Below are 16,224 nucleotides of genomic sequence, written 5' to 3'. Positions count from 1 at the left end.
GTTCGGAAGTCTCAGCTGTATTTTGCGAAACAAATATATTGCCGCATTAACGCATTGCAATCCTGGGAGTTGCGGGTCTGCGGTTTATAGAAGGATCAGGGTCCAGCTTCTTGCAGAAATCAGAAGGAGGGCGGAGCCGTTTCTATAAAAAACAAGCGGATTGTTACACGAATGTTAATAGAGAGTCTATCACAAAAATCCTCTTTTTTCTACCGCCCAATGTGAAGTTTGTCGCAGTCTTCATCCGGCGGACAGCTGTAAACGGCTTCATGCTGGAATGTCAAAAAAGCCTGCCACGGACGGAACAGGCTCCTATACCTCATTAATATAAGTAAGCTTGAGCAAATCCATTCCTAAAGCGAACGCCGGACAGCGGCTCTGCGCAGAGAGAGCATCCATTCCACCGGCGGCTCAACCAGCGGATTGAGCAGGCGTTTGACGGCTGGGTGGGCCAGCAGCACGGTGCAGGATAAGGCGCAGGCCAGCAGGACAGCGGCATCGGCAGCATTGCCGATATAAGCATACACGCCGGAAGCGGCAGCTGCGCGGACAACGAGCCCGTGAAGGAGGAAGACGTACAGTGTGCGGCGGCCAAGCTCGGTCATGCGGCTCGCTGCAAAGGGCACCAGGCCGAGAAATGCCAGTGATGAGGCAAATTGCAGGACATACATCGCGAGCCGGAACACGCCGGCATACCATTCACCGGCACCGAGCTGCATATAAGTCATGCTGCCATACATCCAGCCGAGCGGAAGAATATGGCCGATCAGGCCGGCTAATACTAGCAGTGCAACGGAAACGGCCGCGGCCGTAATTTTAACATAACGCTGATACATCTTGACAAAAGCTGCGAACGAGAAATGGTATCCTAGAATAAAAAACGGCAGATACACAAAGGTGCGGCTGATGCTGAACCAGACGCCGTCGAGCTGCAGATATCCCACGGCTACACCTGCGATTAAGGCAAAGGTAAACTGTGCCCCCCGTGACCAGCGGCTCATCCCGAGCATCAGCAGGCGCCAGAAGGCGTGGCTAGCCAGGAACCACAGCAGCAGATAAGGAGCGAAGAAGGAGTGATGAATGTTAGTTACATGGAAGAAGGAAACATCAAGCAGCGAATAGAGACTCTGAAAAATAACGTATTGCAGTCCGATCTGCAGCAGCACTCTGCGGCCGGCTGTTCCGTACAGGCTCTGACGGGCAAAGTACCCGGTCACAAGCACAAACAGCGGCATATGAAAGCTGAAGATCCACTGGTAAAGGGCGTGAAGCCCGCTCATGTCACCAATCAGGGGTTCGACCGCATTGGCCACAAATACAGTAACAATAAGCATGAAGCGCAAATTGAGGAAAAAAGTTTCCCCGCGCGTGGCAAGCAGGCTATCCCGGGTCATGGCGTTACCTCCATCTGATTGCGGTAAATGCGTGTTGTCTACTGATTAATACTTTAATTTTAAAATACACGATTTTCGATAAATAAATTGTGAAATACATCACAATAGTAAGCGCTATCAGAGCGCTTAATTGTGGCGATGTCTTGAAGGTTGTTAGAATTCATTGATTCCTCTATAATTTTCTGTATGCAGTATTCGGGAGTGAACACTATGAGAAAAGTCCTTACCAAACGCCGTGTTTTCACGGGAATTGTATTGATTCTGATGATTGCCGGAGTGTTTATATGGAGATATCTGACTCCGTATCAGCCGGCGGAAAGAGCCGAGTCGGCACTTGTATCCGCCGGAGGGGTCTCCGTGGAACAGAATGACAACTGGATCTCGTTTGAGCCTGCGGTTACCCTGGGTACCGCTGTGATTTTTTATCCTGGCGCACTGGTAGAGGCAGAGGCTTATGCTCCGCTGGCCAAGAAGATTGCCGCAGCCGGCCACCCGTTCTATATCGCCAGAATGCCGCTGAATCTGGCGGTCATCAAGGGTGATGCTGCGGAAGAGATTATCCGTGTTCATCCGTCACAATCCTTTGTGCTTGGCGGCCACTCGCTTGGCGGCGTGATGGCTTCACGCTTTGCCGCAGAACATGCCGACCAGCTGGAAGGCGTTTTTTTTCTGGCTTCGTACCCGGATGAGAAGGGCAGCCTGAAGGATACAACGCTGTCAGTACTGTCGGTGCTCGGCACTGAGGATGAAGTGGTTGACCAGGACAGCTATAACAAAGGGCGCGCCTACATTCCGGGCAACACGGTCTATGTGTCTATTCCGGGCGGCAATCATGCCCAGTATGGCAGCTATGGCCCGCAAAAGGGGGACGGAACGGCCACTATATCCGAGGAAGAGCAGCAGAGCCGTACCGCGCGGGCGATGCTGGACTGGATCGGGAATTTGCGCCAGTCCAAATGAACAGGCGGCTTTCACAGCGGCTCCAGAATGACTGCAGCAGCTGTAAGAGCTGGTTAGGGGTGTATAAATGGCTGTATTGCATATTAACGGGCTGTCTGTTCCCTGCAGCGGCATTCTGTTTGACAAGGATGGAACGCTGCTGGATCTGCTTGCCACCTGGGGAAGGTGGGCGGACCTTATGCTGGAAGGTCTCGGCAGCATGCTGACGCTGATTGACGGCAGGCCCGCTTCAGCAGCACACCTTGCTCATGTACTGGGAACGGCCCATGATTCCGCCGGGCGCGTTACCGGGTACGATCCTGCCGGGCCGCTGCCGATGGCAACCGCCGAAGAAACAACCGGAATTCTGGCCTGGCAGCTGTACACTGCCGGCGTTCCCTGGAACGAAGCGGTCATGAGGGTAACCGCTCTAGCCAAGGAGGCGATGGCGGAGCTCCGCCGCCGGCGGACTGCAGTAGCGGTGCAGGGCCTGCTGCCGTTTCTTGCGCAGTGCACTGCAGCCTCTGTGAAGCTTGGCGTAGTAACCTCCGACCAGTCTGTTACTACCCTGGAGCAGCTGGAATGGCTTGGGCTCGCCGGGTTATTCGGCACCGTTGTTACCAGAGACAGGGTTAAGCACGGCAAGCCGGCGCCTGAAATGGCTGAGCTGGCCTGCCGGGAGCTCGGCCTGCTGCCGGAGGAGACAGTGATTATCGGCGACAGCAATGCGGATATGCAGCTTGGCAAAGGCGCCGGCCTGAGGCTGGCCGTAGGCATTGCTGCAGACGGGGATACCGCTCACCTGCTGGATGCGGATATTGTGATTACCGGCTACGGCCAGCTCCGCCTTACATGCTGAAGACATTCCATGCAGAAGGGAAACTTGTGATGACTATGAATCAATTGGAGCAGCTGGCTGCCTGGATTGAAGACAGCGGGAATATTGTTTTTTTCGGCGGCGCAGGAACGTCTACGGAGAGCGGTATACCGGATTTCCGTTCGGCAGCCGGGCTGTATCAGACGCAGCATAATTCGCCTTATCCGCCGGAAGTGATGCTTAGCCGCAGCTTTTTTATGTCCACACCGGACATTTTTTTTGATTTCTACCGCAGCAAGATGATCCATCCGGAGGCTAAACCGAACGGAGCCCACCTGCTGCTGGCTGAACTGGAGGCGCAAGGCAAACTGCAGGCTGTGATTACGCAAAATATCGACGGCCTGCACCAGCTGGCCGGCAGCCGCCGTGTGCTGGAGCTGCACGGCTCGGTCCACCGCAATCACTGTATGAGCTGCCGGAGATACTACGGGCTCGAGCAGGTGCTGGAGCAGGCGGATGCTGTACCCCGCTGCCCGGAATGCGGCGGTATCATCAAGCCGGATGTGGTGCTCTATGAGGAAGCGCTGGATCATGATGTACTGGTGGAGGCGGTAGCAGCGATTGCTGCGGCAGATCTGCTTATTATCGGAGGGACTTCGCTTACCGTCCAGCCGGCCGCAAGCCTGATTACCTATTTCCAGGGGCGGCATACGGTACTGCTGAACGGTGATCCGACGCCCTACGATCATCAGGCCGATCTGATTATTACAGACCGGATCGGCGATGTGCTGGGCAGAATACAGGAGCTGCTTGGCCGGTAGTCATAAATTGTCTGGGGCAGGTACGATTACAAAGTCTGTCCGGCGTTTATAAATAGGGTATTGCAGCAACCAAGGAAACGAGAGGCAGGGATGAATAGTGGTATATGTGGCCAGCGATGAACGGTATGAAGTCATGCGTTACAACCGGACCGGCAGATCCGGCCTGAAGCTTCCGGCTATCTCACTGGGGCTTTGGCATAATTTTGGCGGCAATGACAAGTATGAGAACGGCCGCGAGATGATTACCCGTGCTTTCGATCTTGGCATTACCCATTTCGATCTGGCGAATAATTACGGCCCTCCGGCAGGTTCGGCGGAAGAGCTGTTCGGCCAGGTGCTTGCCCGTGACTTGTCGCCTTACCGCGACGAGATGGTGATCTCGACCAAGGCGGGATATTATATGTGGCCCGGCCCTTACGGGGAATGGGGTTCACGAAAATATATGCTCTCCAGCCTGGATCAGAGCTTGAAGCGGCTGGGACTGGATTATGTGGATATCTTCTATTCCCACCGCCCTGACCCGGAAACGCCGCTGGAGGAAACTATGGGTGCGCTGGACTATGCTGTACGCTCAGGCAAAGCCCTTTATATCGGTTTGTCCAACTACACGGCAGAGCAGACACAGCAGGCTATAGCTATACTTAAGGAGCTTGGCACACCGCTTCTGATTCATCAGCCGCGCTACTCCATGCTGGACCGCTGGATAGAAGGCGGGCTTCAGGATGTGCTGGAGGAGCATGGCGTCGGCAGTATTGCCTTCACTCCGCTGGCCCAGGGGCTCTTGACCAATAAATACCTGAACGGCATTCCCGGGGATTCCCGGGCGGCCGGACCTTCCGTCTTCCTTAACGAGAACGGGATTACACCGGAGGTGCTGCGCAAAATCCATGCGCTCAACCAGATGGCTGTCGCGCGCGGCCAGAGTCTGGCCCAGTTTGCGCTGCTCTGGACACTGCGCGCCGGTAAGGTGACTTCAGCTCTGATTGGTGCAAGCAAAGTAAGCCAGATTGAGGAGAATATAGCCGCACTGACTCACAGTGATTTCACCAGCGAAGAGCTGGAGCGGATCGAAACGATCCTTGGAACGGGCAGTGATGTCTGAGACGCTGGAGTATTCTATTGATAAGCCTTTACAGCTGTATTTCAAAAGCGAACAGCCCGCATCCGGTTCCGGAGACGGGCTGTTCGTCTTGGGCCTACTTTTTCCCGCGATTGGCATTCGCGAGGCGGTAGGCGCTGGGTGACTGGGTGCAAAAGCGCTTGAACTGGCGGGAGAAGTACAGCGCATCGGTCAGGCCGACCGAGGCCGCAACCTGCTCCACCGACAGCTCCGGGCGTTCACGCAGCAGCTGGCGTGACTTCTCGATCCGCAGCTTCAGCAGATACGTTACCGGCGAAATGCCGGTCTCCTGCTTGAAGATACGCGACAGATAGGCGCGGTTATAACCGAGCGTCGCACACATTTGTTCAATGGAGACCGGATGGGCATACTGTGAGGCCATGTAGCTGATCATCTGCTTCACGGTACGCTTCACCTGCGACCCGGCGCCGGGAAGCGGGGCGGAAGCCATGAGCAGGTCAGCTGCTTCACCGGCGATCAGGTAGAGCTGCCCAAGCGAGGTCAGGTGCCCGCTCTCCTTGTTCGCATAGAAGGCGGACATCATTCCCGCGAGTGCACCGGGAATCACACTGCCTTCCGCCGTAGACAGCACGGGCTCCCCGGGAGAGAATCCGGCCTGCTGCGCAAGCCGCCCGGCATCGGCGCCGGTGAAGGCGGCCCAGCGGTACCGCCAGGGCCGGTGCTTGTCTGATACATAGCTGACCAGCTGCCCCGGGTGAATCAGGAAGCAGTCGCCGGCTCCCAGCTCATATTTACGCTGCTCGGTCCGGAAGACCCCGCAGCCGGATTCGATATAATGAAGCAGATAGTAATCGTAGATTTTGGGGCCCGCCTGATGCACCGGAAGCGTCTGGCTCTCGCCGGCGAACAGCACATGCAGCGGCTGCTGCTCGTAATAGACAGGATTTGATCCTACGGAATAGGTATGTTCCAGTGTAAGCCCGCCTTTCCTGAGTATAACGCTGCCATTGCCCTGCGGACGGGGGAGCGTCGGGAATACCTTTCCTTTCCAGTATAACCTCAGAGTGAGCAGAAGTCACATTTGTCCATGCATTACACACATGATTGCATTATCAGGGCAAGTCTGATTTTATTATAATGTAAGCATGAAGGACGCAAGATGAATACCAAAGCCGCGGCGCAAGCAGCGAAAGGATGGAGTGGCAATAATGAGCATACAGGAACTTAACAGTACATTTATCGAGAAATACGGGGAGAGCACAGAAGAAGCACGGGTCTTCTACGCACCAGGCCGCGTGAATCTCATCGGAGAGCATCTGGACTATAACGGCGGTTATGTTTTCCCGGCAGCACTGGATTTCGGGACCACACTGATTGTACGCCCGCGGGGCGACGGTAAAGTTCAATTCGCATCAACGAATTTCCCTTATGAGGCATCCATTGACTTCGCTGATATCGGCAAAGCCAAAACCGGCGAATGGGTTGATTATCCGGTTGGCGTAATGGTTGAGCTGGCCAAGAAGGATCTTCCGGTATCCGGCGGTTACGACCTGTTGTTCCACGGTGAAATCCCGAACGGCTCCGGCTTGTCCTCGTCCGCTTCGATCGAAGTAGTGACCGGCTTCGCCTTCCTGACGCTGCTTGGCGGAGATACAGATACTGTAGAGATTGCTCTTCTGTCCCAGCGTGCCGAGAACCAGTATGTCGGCGTTAACTCCGGGATTATGGACCAGTTCGCCGTAGCCAACGGCAAGCGCGACCAGGCAATCCTGCTGATGTGCGACACGCTGGAATACAGCCTGGTTCCTTTTGTAACAGGTGATTATAAGCTGATTATCAGCAATACGAACAAGAAGCGCGGCCTGGTGGACTCCAAGTACAATGAGCGCCGCAGTGAATGCGACGAGGCTCTGGCTATTTTGCAGAAGGAGCTTCCTTCCCTGTCCTTCCTGGCGGAGATCAAACCGGATGAGTTCGCGCTGCATCAGGATAAAATCACGAACGAAACCGTCAGAGCGCGGGCCCGTCATGTGGTGGAAGAGAACCAGCGTGTGCTCGACTCGGTTGAAGTACTTAAGAATAACGACCTGAAGCAATTCGGACTCTATATGAATGACTCCCACGTCTCGCTCCGCGACCTGTATGAAGTCAGCTGCGAAGAGCTGGATGTCATGGTTGAGGAAGCACAGCGTATTCCGGGAACACTCGGCTCGCGGATGACCGGTGCGGGATTCGGCGGATGTACGGTATCGCTGGTGCACAAGGATGATGTACAGCGGTTCATTGCTGAAGTGGGCGAAGCCTACAAGAACAGAACCGGCCTGACCGGCGAATTCTATGTATGCGGCATCGGTAACGGCGTGGAAGAACTGAAAGGAGTGAAGTAAGATGGCGATACTTGTAACAGGCGGAGCAGGGTATATCGGTTCCCACACAGTAGCTGAACTGCTGGAGCGCGGCGAAGAGGTTGTTGTTATCGACAATCTGCTGACCGGGCACCGTGAGGCGCTGCTGGGCGGCAAGCTGTATGAAGGTGATCTGCGCGACAAGGAGCTGCTGGCGAAGCTGTTCTCCGAGAACAGCATTGAAGCGGTAATCCATTTCGCTGCCAGCTCCCTGGTAGGCGAGAGCATGAAGGACCCGGTGAAATATTACGATAATAACGTATACGGTACCCAGTGTTTACTTGAGGCTATGCAGCATGCGGGAGTGGATAAAATCGTCTTCTCCTCGACAGCCGCAACCTACGGCGAACCGGAGAAGGTGCCGATTGAAGAAACCGACCGCACCGAGCCGGCGAATGTGTACGGGGAAACCAAGCTGACCATGGAGCGCATGATGGCCTGGTTCGACAAGGTGCTTGGCATCAAATATGTGGCACTGCGCTACTTCAATGCTGCTGGCGCCCATGCCAGCGGCAAAATCGGCGAAGACCACCGTCCGGAAAGCCACCTGATTCCGCTGGTACTGCAGGCTGCACTGAAGCAGCGGGAGAACATCGCGGTCTTCGGTGAAGACTATCCGACAGAAGACGGCACCTGCGTACGCGACTATATCCACGTCAGCGATCTGGCAGATGCGCATATCCGCGCGGTTAATTACCTGCGCAGCGGCAGCGCGAGCAATGTGTTCAACCTGGGCAACGGCCTGGGCTTCTCGGTGAAGCAGGTCATTGAGACAGCGAAGAAGGTTACCGGGCTCGACATTCCGGTTGTGGTTCAGGAGCGCCGCGCCGGCGATCCGGCGGTACTGATTGCTTCCTCCGCCAAGGCCCGCACGGTTCTGGGCTGGGATCCGCAGCATGCCGATCTGGAAGGGATTATTCAAAGCGCCTGGAACTGGCATTCAGCGAATCCGCAGGGATACGGCGAATAAGCCAAAGCGGCTTCGGCGGTTTCACCGGATGCAAGCTGCGCTGAAGGGCTTCTGGACAACCTAAACATGAAGTAAATTAAGCTTCACCACATAAGGAGAATTGAAATGCAGAACGAGAAGATTACCGCGGCTGCCGGGGAGAAGGCATTGTATGCGATTGAGCAGCTGGTCCTGTTCGCTCAGCATAAAGATCTGATACAGCCTGCAGATGTTGACTACAGCCGCAATGAGCTGCTGGACCAGTTCGGCTTCAGTGAGCCGTATGCCGGCGAGTTTGCCGAGGCTCCGCTTGAGAGCCCGCAGGCCCCGCTGGACCAGCTGATCGACTACGGGTATGAGACCGGGCTGATCCCCGAGAATACCGATACGTACCGCGATCTGCTGGACGCCAAGATTATGGGCCTGCTGATGGCCCGTCCGTCCGAGGTGAATGCAGCGTTTGCCGCAGTTCAGGCGGAGCAGGGGATTCAGGCGGCTACGGACCGTTTTTACAAGCTGAGCATTGATTCCAACTACATCCGTATGGACCGGGTGGCCAAGAATGTATACTGGCTGCAGAATTCGCCGTACGGGGATATCGAAATGACGATCAATCTCTCCAAGCCGGAGAAGAGTCCGAAGGAAATCGCCATGGCCCGGCTGCTCCCGCCGCCGGTCTATCCGAAATGCCAGCTCTGCCGTGAGAATGTGGGCTATGCCGGCCGGGTCAACCACCCGCCGCGCCAGAACCTGCGTGTTATTCCGCTGGCGATGAACGGGGAGAAGTGGTTCTTCCAATACTCGCCGTATGTGTACTATAACGAGCATTGCATCGTGTTCCACCACGATCATGTGCCGATGAAGCTGACGAAGGATACGCTGAAGCGCCTGCTCAGCTTTGTGGAAGCCTTCCCGCATTATTTCATCGGCTCCAATGCCGATCTGCCGATTGTCGGCGGGTCCATTCTGACGCATGACCACTTCCAGGGCGGACGCCATACGTTCCCGATCCAGAAAGCGCCGAAGGAGGATACCTTCACACATGCTTCGTATCCCGGCGTCTCTTTAAGCATCGTGAAATGGCCGATGTCGGTGCTGCGGATGCATGCAGCAGATTCAGCGGTACTGCTGGAGGCCGGCAACAACATTTATGAGTCCTGGAAAGCCTACAGCGATCCGGATGCGGATGTACTGGCTTTCAGCAACGAAGCCGGAGAGAGCGTACCGCATAATACGGTTACGCCGATCGTGCGCCGGGCTGAAGACGGCGGCTATGAGATGGATCTGGTGCTGCGCAACAACCGGACCAGCGAAGAGTATCCCGAAGGGATTTTCCATCCGCACCGGGAAATGCACCATATCAAGAAGGAGAACATCGGTCTGATTGAGGTGATGGGTCTGGCGATTCTGCCGGGACGCCTCAAGGAAGAGCTGGATGCAGTTGCCGGAGTGCTCGCCGGAGACACTGCGCTGCTGGAGGCGGTGCAGACCGAAGGTGCAGGCCATGCGCTTGCACAGCATTCATCCTGGATCACCGAGCTGGCCGGCCGGTTCGGCACAGCTCTCACCCGCGAGGAAGCGGTGAAGACCGTGCAGAACGAGGTAGGCCTCAAGTTCGCGGAGATTCTGGAGCATGCCGGAGTCTACAAGCGTACGCCGGAAGGCCAGGCGGCCTTCCGCCGGTTCGTGAACAGCTGTGGGTTCAACTGAGCATGCGCTGACTTCACCTTTGCAATATGAAAAAATGAAATGCCCTTGCCGGAGTGACGGCGGGGGCATTTTTTATGGATAACACTAACGCGCAATTCACCTGCCGGAGAATAGGGCATATTCCCGGATTTGAATGCAGATGACCGGAGGTCTATAATAGACAGGTGCTTCACATTCATATACTCATGGAGGTTTACCCATATGCGCAAGTTTGAATTTTATAATCCGACCAAGCTGATCTTTGGACAAGGCACCCTGCAGGCACTGCGGACTGAAGTGCCGAAGTACGGCAGGAGCGTCCTGCTGATGTACGGCGGCGGCAGCATCAAGCGCAGCGGCCTGTACGACAATGTCTTGGCCGAGCTGAACGCCATCGGAGCAACCGTTACAGAATTAGCCGGAGTAGAGCCTAACCCGCGCCTGTCTACCGTACATAAAGGCGTAGAGCTGTGCCGCGAACACGGCATTGAGCTGATTCTTGCGGTCGGCGGCGGCAGCGTGCTGGATTGTGCAAAGGCTGTAGCTGTCGGAGCGAAATATGACGGGGATATGTGGGATTTCGTAGAGCGCAAGGCAGCGCCTCAAGGTGCTCTTCCGCTCGGAACAGTGCTGACTATGGCGGCTACCGGCTCAGAAATGAACAGCGGCTCGGTTATCACCAATGAAGTGACGAAGGAAAAAATGGGCTGGGGCAGCGTATATGCCTATCCGGCCTTCTCGATCCTTGATCCGGAGAACACCTTCTCCCTGCCGCGGGACCAGACGGTCTACGGTATGGTGGACATCATGTCCCATACCCTGGAGCACTATTTCCATACCGACGGTAATACTCCGGTACAGGACGGCTTCTGTGAAACGCTGCTGCGCACCGTGATCGAGACGGCGCCGAAGCTGATTGAGGACCTGAACAACTATGAGCTGCGTGAGACGATTATGTATTGCGGAACGATGGCTCTGAACGGCATGGTCAGCATGGGCTTTGCCGGCGACTGGGCTACGCATAATATTGAGCATGCTGTATCAGCCGTGTATGATATTCCCCATGGCGGAGGCCTGGCGATTCTGTTCCCGCAATGGATGAAGTACAACCTCAGCACGAATCCTGCCCGTTTCCGCCAGCTGGCAGTGAATGTCTTCGGTATTGATCCTGCCGGAAGAAGCGATGAAGAAGTCGGCCTCGAAGGCATTGAAGCGCTCCGCAGCTTCTGGGATTCCATCGGTGCGCCTAAAACCCTTGGCGACTACGACATCGACGGCAGTGAGATCGGCAGCATGGCTGACAAGGCGGTCCGCTTCGGCCCGTTCGGCAACTTCCGCAAGCTGCAGCGTGAAGATGTAGTTGAGATCTATATAATGGCCTTGTAATTCAGGCCTGATCCGCAATAGACTTAGCCGCTCCTGCATCACGGGAGCGGCTTTTGTATTTAAACGCTCCGCCTGACATACAATATTGAGATTAATCTCCAAGTTTGTGAAACCAAGGACATGGTTTTTGCGTTTATACTAGTATGACAGTCCGGAAGTAAAGACGGGAGGAGACAAACATGCAAACGCTGTATTTGGGCTGTTTGGTGCTGGGCGTCCTTTTTGCTGTAGTCAGCGTACTTGTAGGTGATCTGATCGGAGGTGCTCTGCACGGGGTCTTTGACTTCGTATCCTTTGATTTCGTCAACCCGGCCATCCTGGCGGGAGGCGTCACGGTGTTCGGCGGAGCCGGAGTGCTGCTTAGCCGCTATAGCGGGCTGGAAGATGGAGCAATTCTTGCCTTGTCCCTGCTGATTGCGGCTTTTACGGGAATGGTAATGTATCTGGCAGTCGTCAAGCCGATGAAGAACAGCGAAATGTCGAACGGGTTCTCCATGAACGAGCTGCCGGGGAGAATCGGTGAGGTTACGATTCCGGTTCCCGCCGCGGGTTACGGGGAGATTATGGTGAAGTTTGGTGCAGGCAACAGCCTGCATACAGCGGCCAGCTTTGAACAGCATCCGCTTCCGGCAGGAATTAAGGTTGTCGTTGTGGAGGTACGCGAAGGTGTAGCTTTGGTGTCCGAATTCGAAGAGAGAAGAGGAGTGGATTCTTAATGTTCGATATTATTCCTGAAGCCCTGTTAATTCCCGCAGTGGTTATTGCTGTATTATTTGTACTCGGGATTGCATTCTGGGCGCGCTACAAAACGGTAGGGCCTGACGAGGGGATGATTGTCACCGGCTCGTTCCTGGGCAACAATCATATCTCCGACGACGGCTCCGGCCGCAAAATCAAAATTGTCCGCGGCGGCGGTGCTTTCATTCTGCCGATCTTTCAGAAAGCGGAGTTCATGTCGCTGCTTTCCCATAAGCTCGACGTGACGACACCGGAGGTATACACGGAGCAGGGCGTGCCGGTCATCGCCGACGGTGTAGCCATCATCAAGGTGGGCAGCTCTACTGAGGATGTGGCAACGGCCGCCGAGCAGTTCATGGGCAAGCCGATTGATGCGCTGAAGAGTGAAGCGCAGGAGGTACTGGAAGGCCATCTGCGGGCCATTCTCGGCTCGATGACGGTAGAAGAGGTCTACCGTAACCGTGACCGTTTCGCCCAGGAGGTGCAGGGTGTTGCAGCCCGTGATTTGAAGAAGATGGGGCTGCAGATTGTGTCCTTCACCATCAAGGATGTCCGTGACAAGCACGGTTATCTGGATGCGCTTGGTAAGCCGCGGATTGCTGCGGTGAAGCGGGACGCAGAGATTGCCGAAGCCGAAGCTGTCCGGGATGCGCGGATTCAGAAGGCTAATGCCGAAGAGCAGGGGCAGAAGGCAGAGCTGTTGCGCGATACGAATATTGCGGAAGCCTCCAAGGAGAACCAGCTCAAGGTTGCTGCCTTCAAGCGCGATCAGGATACAGCCAAAGCGGAAGCGGATCAGGCGTATCACATCCAGGAGGCGCGTGCCAAGCAGACGGTGGTTGAAGAGCAGATGAAGGTAGAGCTGGTCCGCAAGGAGCGCGAAATTGATCTGCAGGCCAAGGAAATCCAGGTACGCGAGAAGCAGTATGATGCGGAAGTGAAGAAGAAGGCAGAAGCGGACCGCTACGCAGTGGAGCAGGCGGCGGAAGCCGACAAGGCCAAGCGGATGCGTGAAGCTGATGCGCTGCAGTACAGCATCGAGACTCAGGCGAAGGCAACCTCCGAGCAGAAACGCCTGGAAGGCCAGGCGGTCGCGGATGCCGAGCTGGCTAAAGGTAAAGCGGAGGCCGAGGTCATCCGGCTGCGCGGTCTGGCAGAAGCGGAAGCCAAAGAGAAGCTGGCGGAAGCATTCCAGAAATTCGGCGAAGCGGCGGTACTCGATATTATTGTCAAAATGCTGCCTGAGCTGGCCGGTAAAATCGCCGAGCCGCTGGCATCTATCGATAAGCTGACGGTAGTGGACACCGGTAATGGTGAAGGTGCGGCCCGGGTCAGCAACTATGTGACCCAGCTGATGGCAACAGCGCCTGAAATGCTGAAGAGTGTGTCCGGCATCGATGTGGAGGCGCTGATCAAAGGTCTGACCAAAGGGAAGACGGCAACGGCTGAGCAAACGCCGGCCCCTGTAACCCCGCTTTCCGTTAAACCCGGTCCGGCTGTAGTACCGGCAGCACCGCTTAAACATCCAGAGGAATAAGCACCGTGCAAAGAGGTATGGCTGGCAGCATTCACCGCCTGTCATACCTTTTTTATTTTCATAAAGTATATATTCTAGTTATGATAGTCGAAACGGAGGTGCGTTATGGAGCTTATTCTGGATAATATACGCAAGAGCTTTGACGGCAAGGAAGTACTGAAGGGAATTGATTTCACCTTTGAGCAGGGCAAGATTTACGGGCTACTGGGCCGCAACGGCGCCGGCAAAACCTCTTTGTTCAATTGCCTGAGCGGTGAGATCCGTATGGACAGCGGCGGGGCATTCCTGCGGCGTAAAGAAGTGAGCCTGCCCCTGCTGGAGGAGGAGATCGGCTACGTGTTCTCCTTGCCGATCCTGCCGGATTTCCTGACAGGGTATGAATTTGTGAAGTTCTACATGGACATCAACAAGGATAAGATTGATTCCGGCCGGAGCATCGAGGATTATTTCAATATTATCCGCTTCCAGGAAGAAGACCGGCACCGCCTGATCAAAGGCTATTCCCACGGGATGAAGAACAAAATTCAAATGCTCTGCTTCATCATTTCCCGTCCGCCGCTGATTCTCCTGGATGAGCCGCTCACCTCCTTTGATGTGGTGGTGGCACTGGAGATCAAGAAGCTGCTGCGGGAGATGAAGCAGAATCATATTATTATTTTCTCCACCCATATTCTGCAGCTGGCCGCTGATCTCTGCGATGAGCTGGTTGTGCTGAATAACGGCACACTCCAGGAGATCCCGGCAGAAACGCTCCATAGTCCGGAATTCGAGGAGCAGATTATTGCACTGCTGAAGGATGAGCATCATGATTAGCACGCTGAAGGGGATTCTGGAAATCCGCGGGATGTCTGGCGCGAACCGGCTGATGTTCTATTTCAGGGCCATTCCCGGTCTCGGCAAGCTGATGCCGGCTTCAATTTATGCTGAGACTGCACTTAAGAAGACACTATCCGTATTTGTCTATATCCTGAAGGTAATCTGGGCATTCTTAACCAAATTTCTGTATTTGGGCATTGTCGTCTATTTGCCTGTCAAACTGCTTGGTGAAGATCTGGCTGAGCCGGTGCAGTACAAGCTATATTTACAAATTATAATCTGTTTGAGCTTTCTGGTTGCAGCGGTTTCCAGTGCGATTATTCTGGAGCCTAAACGTGATAAATACATATTCGTGAAGCTGATGCGGCTGCCGGCCGACAGATATATGCGTGCTACGCTGGCGCTTCGCGGCATTAGCTTTCCGGTTACTTTTATCCCGGCGATGCTGGTGTTCGGGGGCCTGCTTGGCGCTCCGCCCTGGCATGGAGTCCTGCTGGCGCTGCTGCTGACCTTCTGGCGTATCGGCTGTGAAGCGCTGCATTTGGTGATATTCGACAAGTACGGCATTGTGGTGGTCAAAAAAAACAGCTGGGTCCTGAGTGCGGCCGGAGCCGGCTATCTCCTGGCCTTTGTGCCGCTGATTGCGGGATTTGCGGTAGTGGACAGCCGGATGCTTTTTAATCTCCCTGTAGTCCTTGCGGTAATCTTGCCGGGAGCGGCCTGTGCACTCTATCTTGCCCGTTATCAGGGGTACCGGAATGCAGTGGATGCCGTTACGAAGATTGATGATCCGCTGCTGGATATGGGCAGGATGATGAAGGAGGCGCGCGAGAAGGAGGTGGCAATCCGCGAAGATGCTGCTTCAGAGCCGGGGAATCACGGGCAGTTTGCGGCGAAGAGCGGCTATGCTTACCTTAATGCAATCTTCTTCAAACGCCACCGGCGGTTTCTGACCAAGCCGGTGCGGCTGCGGCTGGGTATCATCGGTGTGCTGTTTGCCGCTGGCCTGCTGACGCTGCTGCTGTCGGAACCCGCTTTTACCAAGCTTGCGCATTATCTGATCAGTGCATTGCCTACTTTCCTGCTGATCATGAATTACACCTCGATCGGGGAGCGTGTCTGTAAAGCCATGTTCTACAACTGCGATCTCAGCCTGCTGCGTTACAGCTTTTACCGTGAACGCTCTGCGGTCTTAAGCAATTTCCGGATACGGCTGCTTCGGATCAGCCTGCTGAATCTGATTCCGGCAGCAGCGATCTGTGCTGCAGTGAATGTGCTGATACTGCTGTCGGGGGAACGCTGGGGCGCGGCGGATGCTGCTTTCTTTTGCGTGACTATACTCGCGTTATCCCTGTTCTTCTCTGTTCACCATTTGTTCATGTACTATATCTTCCAGCCTTACAGCACTGAGCTCAATGTCAAGAATCCGTTCTTCACGATTGTGAACAGCATTGTAGTGGCTGCCACCATTGTGGGCATGCAGTTTGAGAGCAGCCTGGGGAATTTCGCCCTGATCGTTGTGTTGTCTGCCGCCCTCTATATGCTGGTTGCCCTGATTCTGGTCTATAAGTTCTCCAGCAGAACGTTCCGCGTGAAATGACCGCCAGCACTGCTCCTGCACACTTCTATTATCAGAATCTTGATGTTATGAT

Annotated in this window: 14 protein-coding genes; 12 read left to right on the top strand and 2 right to left on the bottom strand. The window is 55.0% G+C overall.

Annotated elements, in window-relative coordinates; all coding sequences use genetic code 11:
• Window positions 1-353 precede the first annotated feature (353 nt).
• Entirely contained in the window at window positions 354-1,394 is a 1,041-nt protein-coding gene (locus LOS79_RS15635) for an acyltransferase family protein (protein ID WP_315421451.1), read from the bottom strand.
• Window positions 1,395-1,604: 210 nt separating this feature from the next.
• Here LOS79_RS15635 and LOS79_RS15630 point away from each other — a divergent pair, with 210 nt between their 5' ends.
• From LOS79_RS15630 to mgrA, 4 genes are all read left to right on the top strand, one after another.
• On the top strand, window positions 1,605-2,354 hold the full coding sequence (locus tag LOS79_RS15630) for an alpha/beta hydrolase (RefSeq protein ID WP_315421449.1): 750 nt from the start codon (window positions 1,605-1,607) through the stop codon (window positions 2,352-2,354).
• A gap of 67 nt (window positions 2,355-2,421) precedes the next feature.
• A complete protein-coding gene (locus LOS79_RS15625; protein ID WP_315421447.1) occupies window positions 2,422-3,192 on the top strand; it encodes an HAD family hydrolase in 771 nt (256 codons plus the stop codon).
• A gap of 35 nt (window positions 3,193-3,227) precedes the next feature.
• On the top strand, window positions 3,228-3,971 hold the full coding sequence (locus LOS79_RS15620; protein ID WP_315421445.1) for an NAD-dependent protein deacylase: 744 nt from the start codon (window positions 3,228-3,230) through the stop codon (window positions 3,969-3,971).
• Between the two features lie 97 nt (window positions 3,972-4,068).
• Window positions 4,069-5,073: an L-glyceraldehyde 3-phosphate reductase gene (gene mgrA / locus LOS79_RS15615; RefSeq protein WP_315421442.1), complete on the top strand. Its 1,005-nt coding sequence runs from the start codon at window positions 4,069-4,071 to the stop codon at window positions 5,071-5,073.
• A gap of 94 nt (window positions 5,074-5,167) precedes the next feature.
• Here mgrA and LOS79_RS15610 read toward each other — a convergent pair whose 3' ends face one another.
• Window positions 5,168-6,025: an AraC family transcriptional regulator gene (locus LOS79_RS15610; RefSeq protein ID WP_315422253.1), complete on the bottom strand. Its 858-nt coding sequence runs from the start codon at window positions 6,023-6,025 to the stop codon at window positions 5,168-5,170.
• A 235-nt stretch (window positions 6,026-6,260) separates the two neighbouring features.
• Here LOS79_RS15610 and LOS79_RS15605 point away from each other — a divergent pair, with 235 nt between their 5' ends.
• From LOS79_RS15605 to LOS79_RS15570, 8 genes are all read left to right on the top strand, one after another.
• Window positions 6,261-7,439 (top strand): galactokinase, encoded by a 1,179-nt coding sequence (locus tag LOS79_RS15605; RefSeq protein WP_315421439.1) that lies wholly within the window; start codon window positions 6,261-6,263, stop codon window positions 7,437-7,439.
• Window position 7,440: 1 nt separating this feature from the next.
• The gene (galE, locus tag LOS79_RS15600; protein WP_315421437.1) at window positions 7,441-8,427 is read left to right on the top strand and encodes a UDP-glucose 4-epimerase GalE; all 987 of its coding nucleotides are present in this window, start codon (window positions 7,441-7,443) and stop codon (window positions 8,425-8,427) included.
• A 105-nt stretch (window positions 8,428-8,532) separates the two neighbouring features.
• On the top strand, window positions 8,533-10,116 hold the full coding sequence (locus tag LOS79_RS15595) for a UDP-glucose--hexose-1-phosphate uridylyltransferase (protein WP_315421436.1): 1,584 nt from the start codon (window positions 8,533-8,535) through the stop codon (window positions 10,114-10,116).
• A 201-nt stretch (window positions 10,117-10,317) separates the two neighbouring features.
• Window positions 10,318-11,481, top strand: coding sequence for an iron-containing alcohol dehydrogenase (locus LOS79_RS15590; RefSeq protein ID WP_315421434.1), 1,164 nt, complete (start codon window positions 10,318-10,320; stop codon window positions 11,479-11,481).
• Between the two features lie 179 nt (window positions 11,482-11,660).
• Complete coding sequence (locus LOS79_RS15585; protein WP_315421432.1) at window positions 11,661-12,197, top strand: NfeD family membrane protein; 537 nt, start codon at window positions 11,661-11,663, stop codon at window positions 12,195-12,197.
• Window positions 12,197-13,756, top strand: coding sequence for a flotillin lipid rafts scaffold protein FloT (locus tag LOS79_RS15580; RefSeq protein ID WP_315421430.1), 1,560 nt, complete (start codon window positions 12,197-12,199; stop codon window positions 13,754-13,756). The genes LOS79_RS15585 and LOS79_RS15580 overlap by 1 nt, the downstream gene beginning before the upstream one ends.
• A 105-nt stretch (window positions 13,757-13,861) precedes the next feature.
• Window positions 13,862-14,569: an ABC transporter ATP-binding protein gene (locus LOS79_RS15575; RefSeq protein ID WP_315421427.1), complete on the top strand. Its 708-nt coding sequence runs from the start codon at window positions 13,862-13,864 to the stop codon at window positions 14,567-14,569.
• Window positions 14,553-16,172 carry a hypothetical protein gene (locus LOS79_RS15570; protein WP_315421425.1) on the top strand — a complete coding sequence of 540 codons (1,620 nt, stop codon included), beginning with the start codon at window positions 14,553-14,555 and terminating at the stop codon, window positions 16,170-16,172. The genes LOS79_RS15575 and LOS79_RS15570 overlap by 17 nt, the downstream gene beginning before the upstream one ends.
• Window positions 16,173-16,224: the final 52 nt, after the last annotated feature.

The organism is Paenibacillus sp. MMS20-IR301, from assembly GCF_032302195.1.
In the GTDB taxonomy this organism is placed as follows: Bacteria; Bacillota; Bacilli; order Paenibacillales; family Paenibacillaceae; genus Paenibacillus_AQ.
Note: the sequence above shows the minus strand (reverse complement) of the source record. Positions and strands in the feature narration are given on the sequence as shown.

What these genes read in the sequence shown, in the direction of transcription:
- LOS79_RS15575 (WP_315421427.1), top strand. Translation starts at nt 13,862, where the DNA reads ATGGAGCTTATTCTGGATAATATACGCAAGAGCTTTGACGGCAAGGAA.
- LOS79_RS15585 (WP_315421432.1), top strand. Translation starts at nt 11,661, where the DNA reads ATGCAAACGCTGTATTTGGGCTGTTTGGTGCTGGGCGTCCTTTTTGCT.
- LOS79_RS15635 (WP_315421451.1), bottom strand. Translation starts at nt 1,394, where the DNA reads ATGACCCGGGATAGCCTGCTTGCCACGCGCGGGGAAACTTTTTTCCTC.
- galE (WP_315421437.1), top strand. Translation starts at nt 7,441, where the DNA reads ATGGCGATACTTGTAACAGGCGGAGCAGGGTATATCGGTTCCCACACA.
- LOS79_RS15595 (WP_315421436.1), top strand. Translation starts at nt 8,533, where the DNA reads ATGCAGAACGAGAAGATTACCGCGGCTGCCGGGGAGAAGGCATTGTAT.
- LOS79_RS15630 (WP_315421449.1), top strand. Translation starts at nt 1,605, where the DNA reads ATGAGAAAAGTCCTTACCAAACGCCGTGTTTTCACGGGAATTGTATTG.
- LOS79_RS15580 (WP_315421430.1), top strand. Translation starts at nt 12,197, where the DNA reads ATGTTCGATATTATTCCTGAAGCCCTGTTAATTCCCGCAGTGGTTATT.
- LOS79_RS15590 (WP_315421434.1), top strand. Translation starts at nt 10,318, where the DNA reads ATGCGCAAGTTTGAATTTTATAATCCGACCAAGCTGATCTTTGGACAA.
- LOS79_RS15605 (WP_315421439.1), top strand. Translation starts at nt 6,261, where the DNA reads ATGAGCATACAGGAACTTAACAGTACATTTATCGAGAAATACGGGGAG.
- LOS79_RS15570 (WP_315421425.1), top strand. Translation starts at nt 14,553, where the DNA reads ATGAGCATCATGATTAGCACGCTGAAGGGGATTCTGGAAATCCGCGGG.
- LOS79_RS15620 (WP_315421445.1), top strand. Translation starts at nt 3,228, where the DNA reads ATGAATCAATTGGAGCAGCTGGCTGCCTGGATTGAAGACAGCGGGAAT.
- LOS79_RS15625 (WP_315421447.1), top strand. Translation starts at nt 2,422, where the DNA reads ATGGCTGTATTGCATATTAACGGGCTGTCTGTTCCCTGCAGCGGCATT.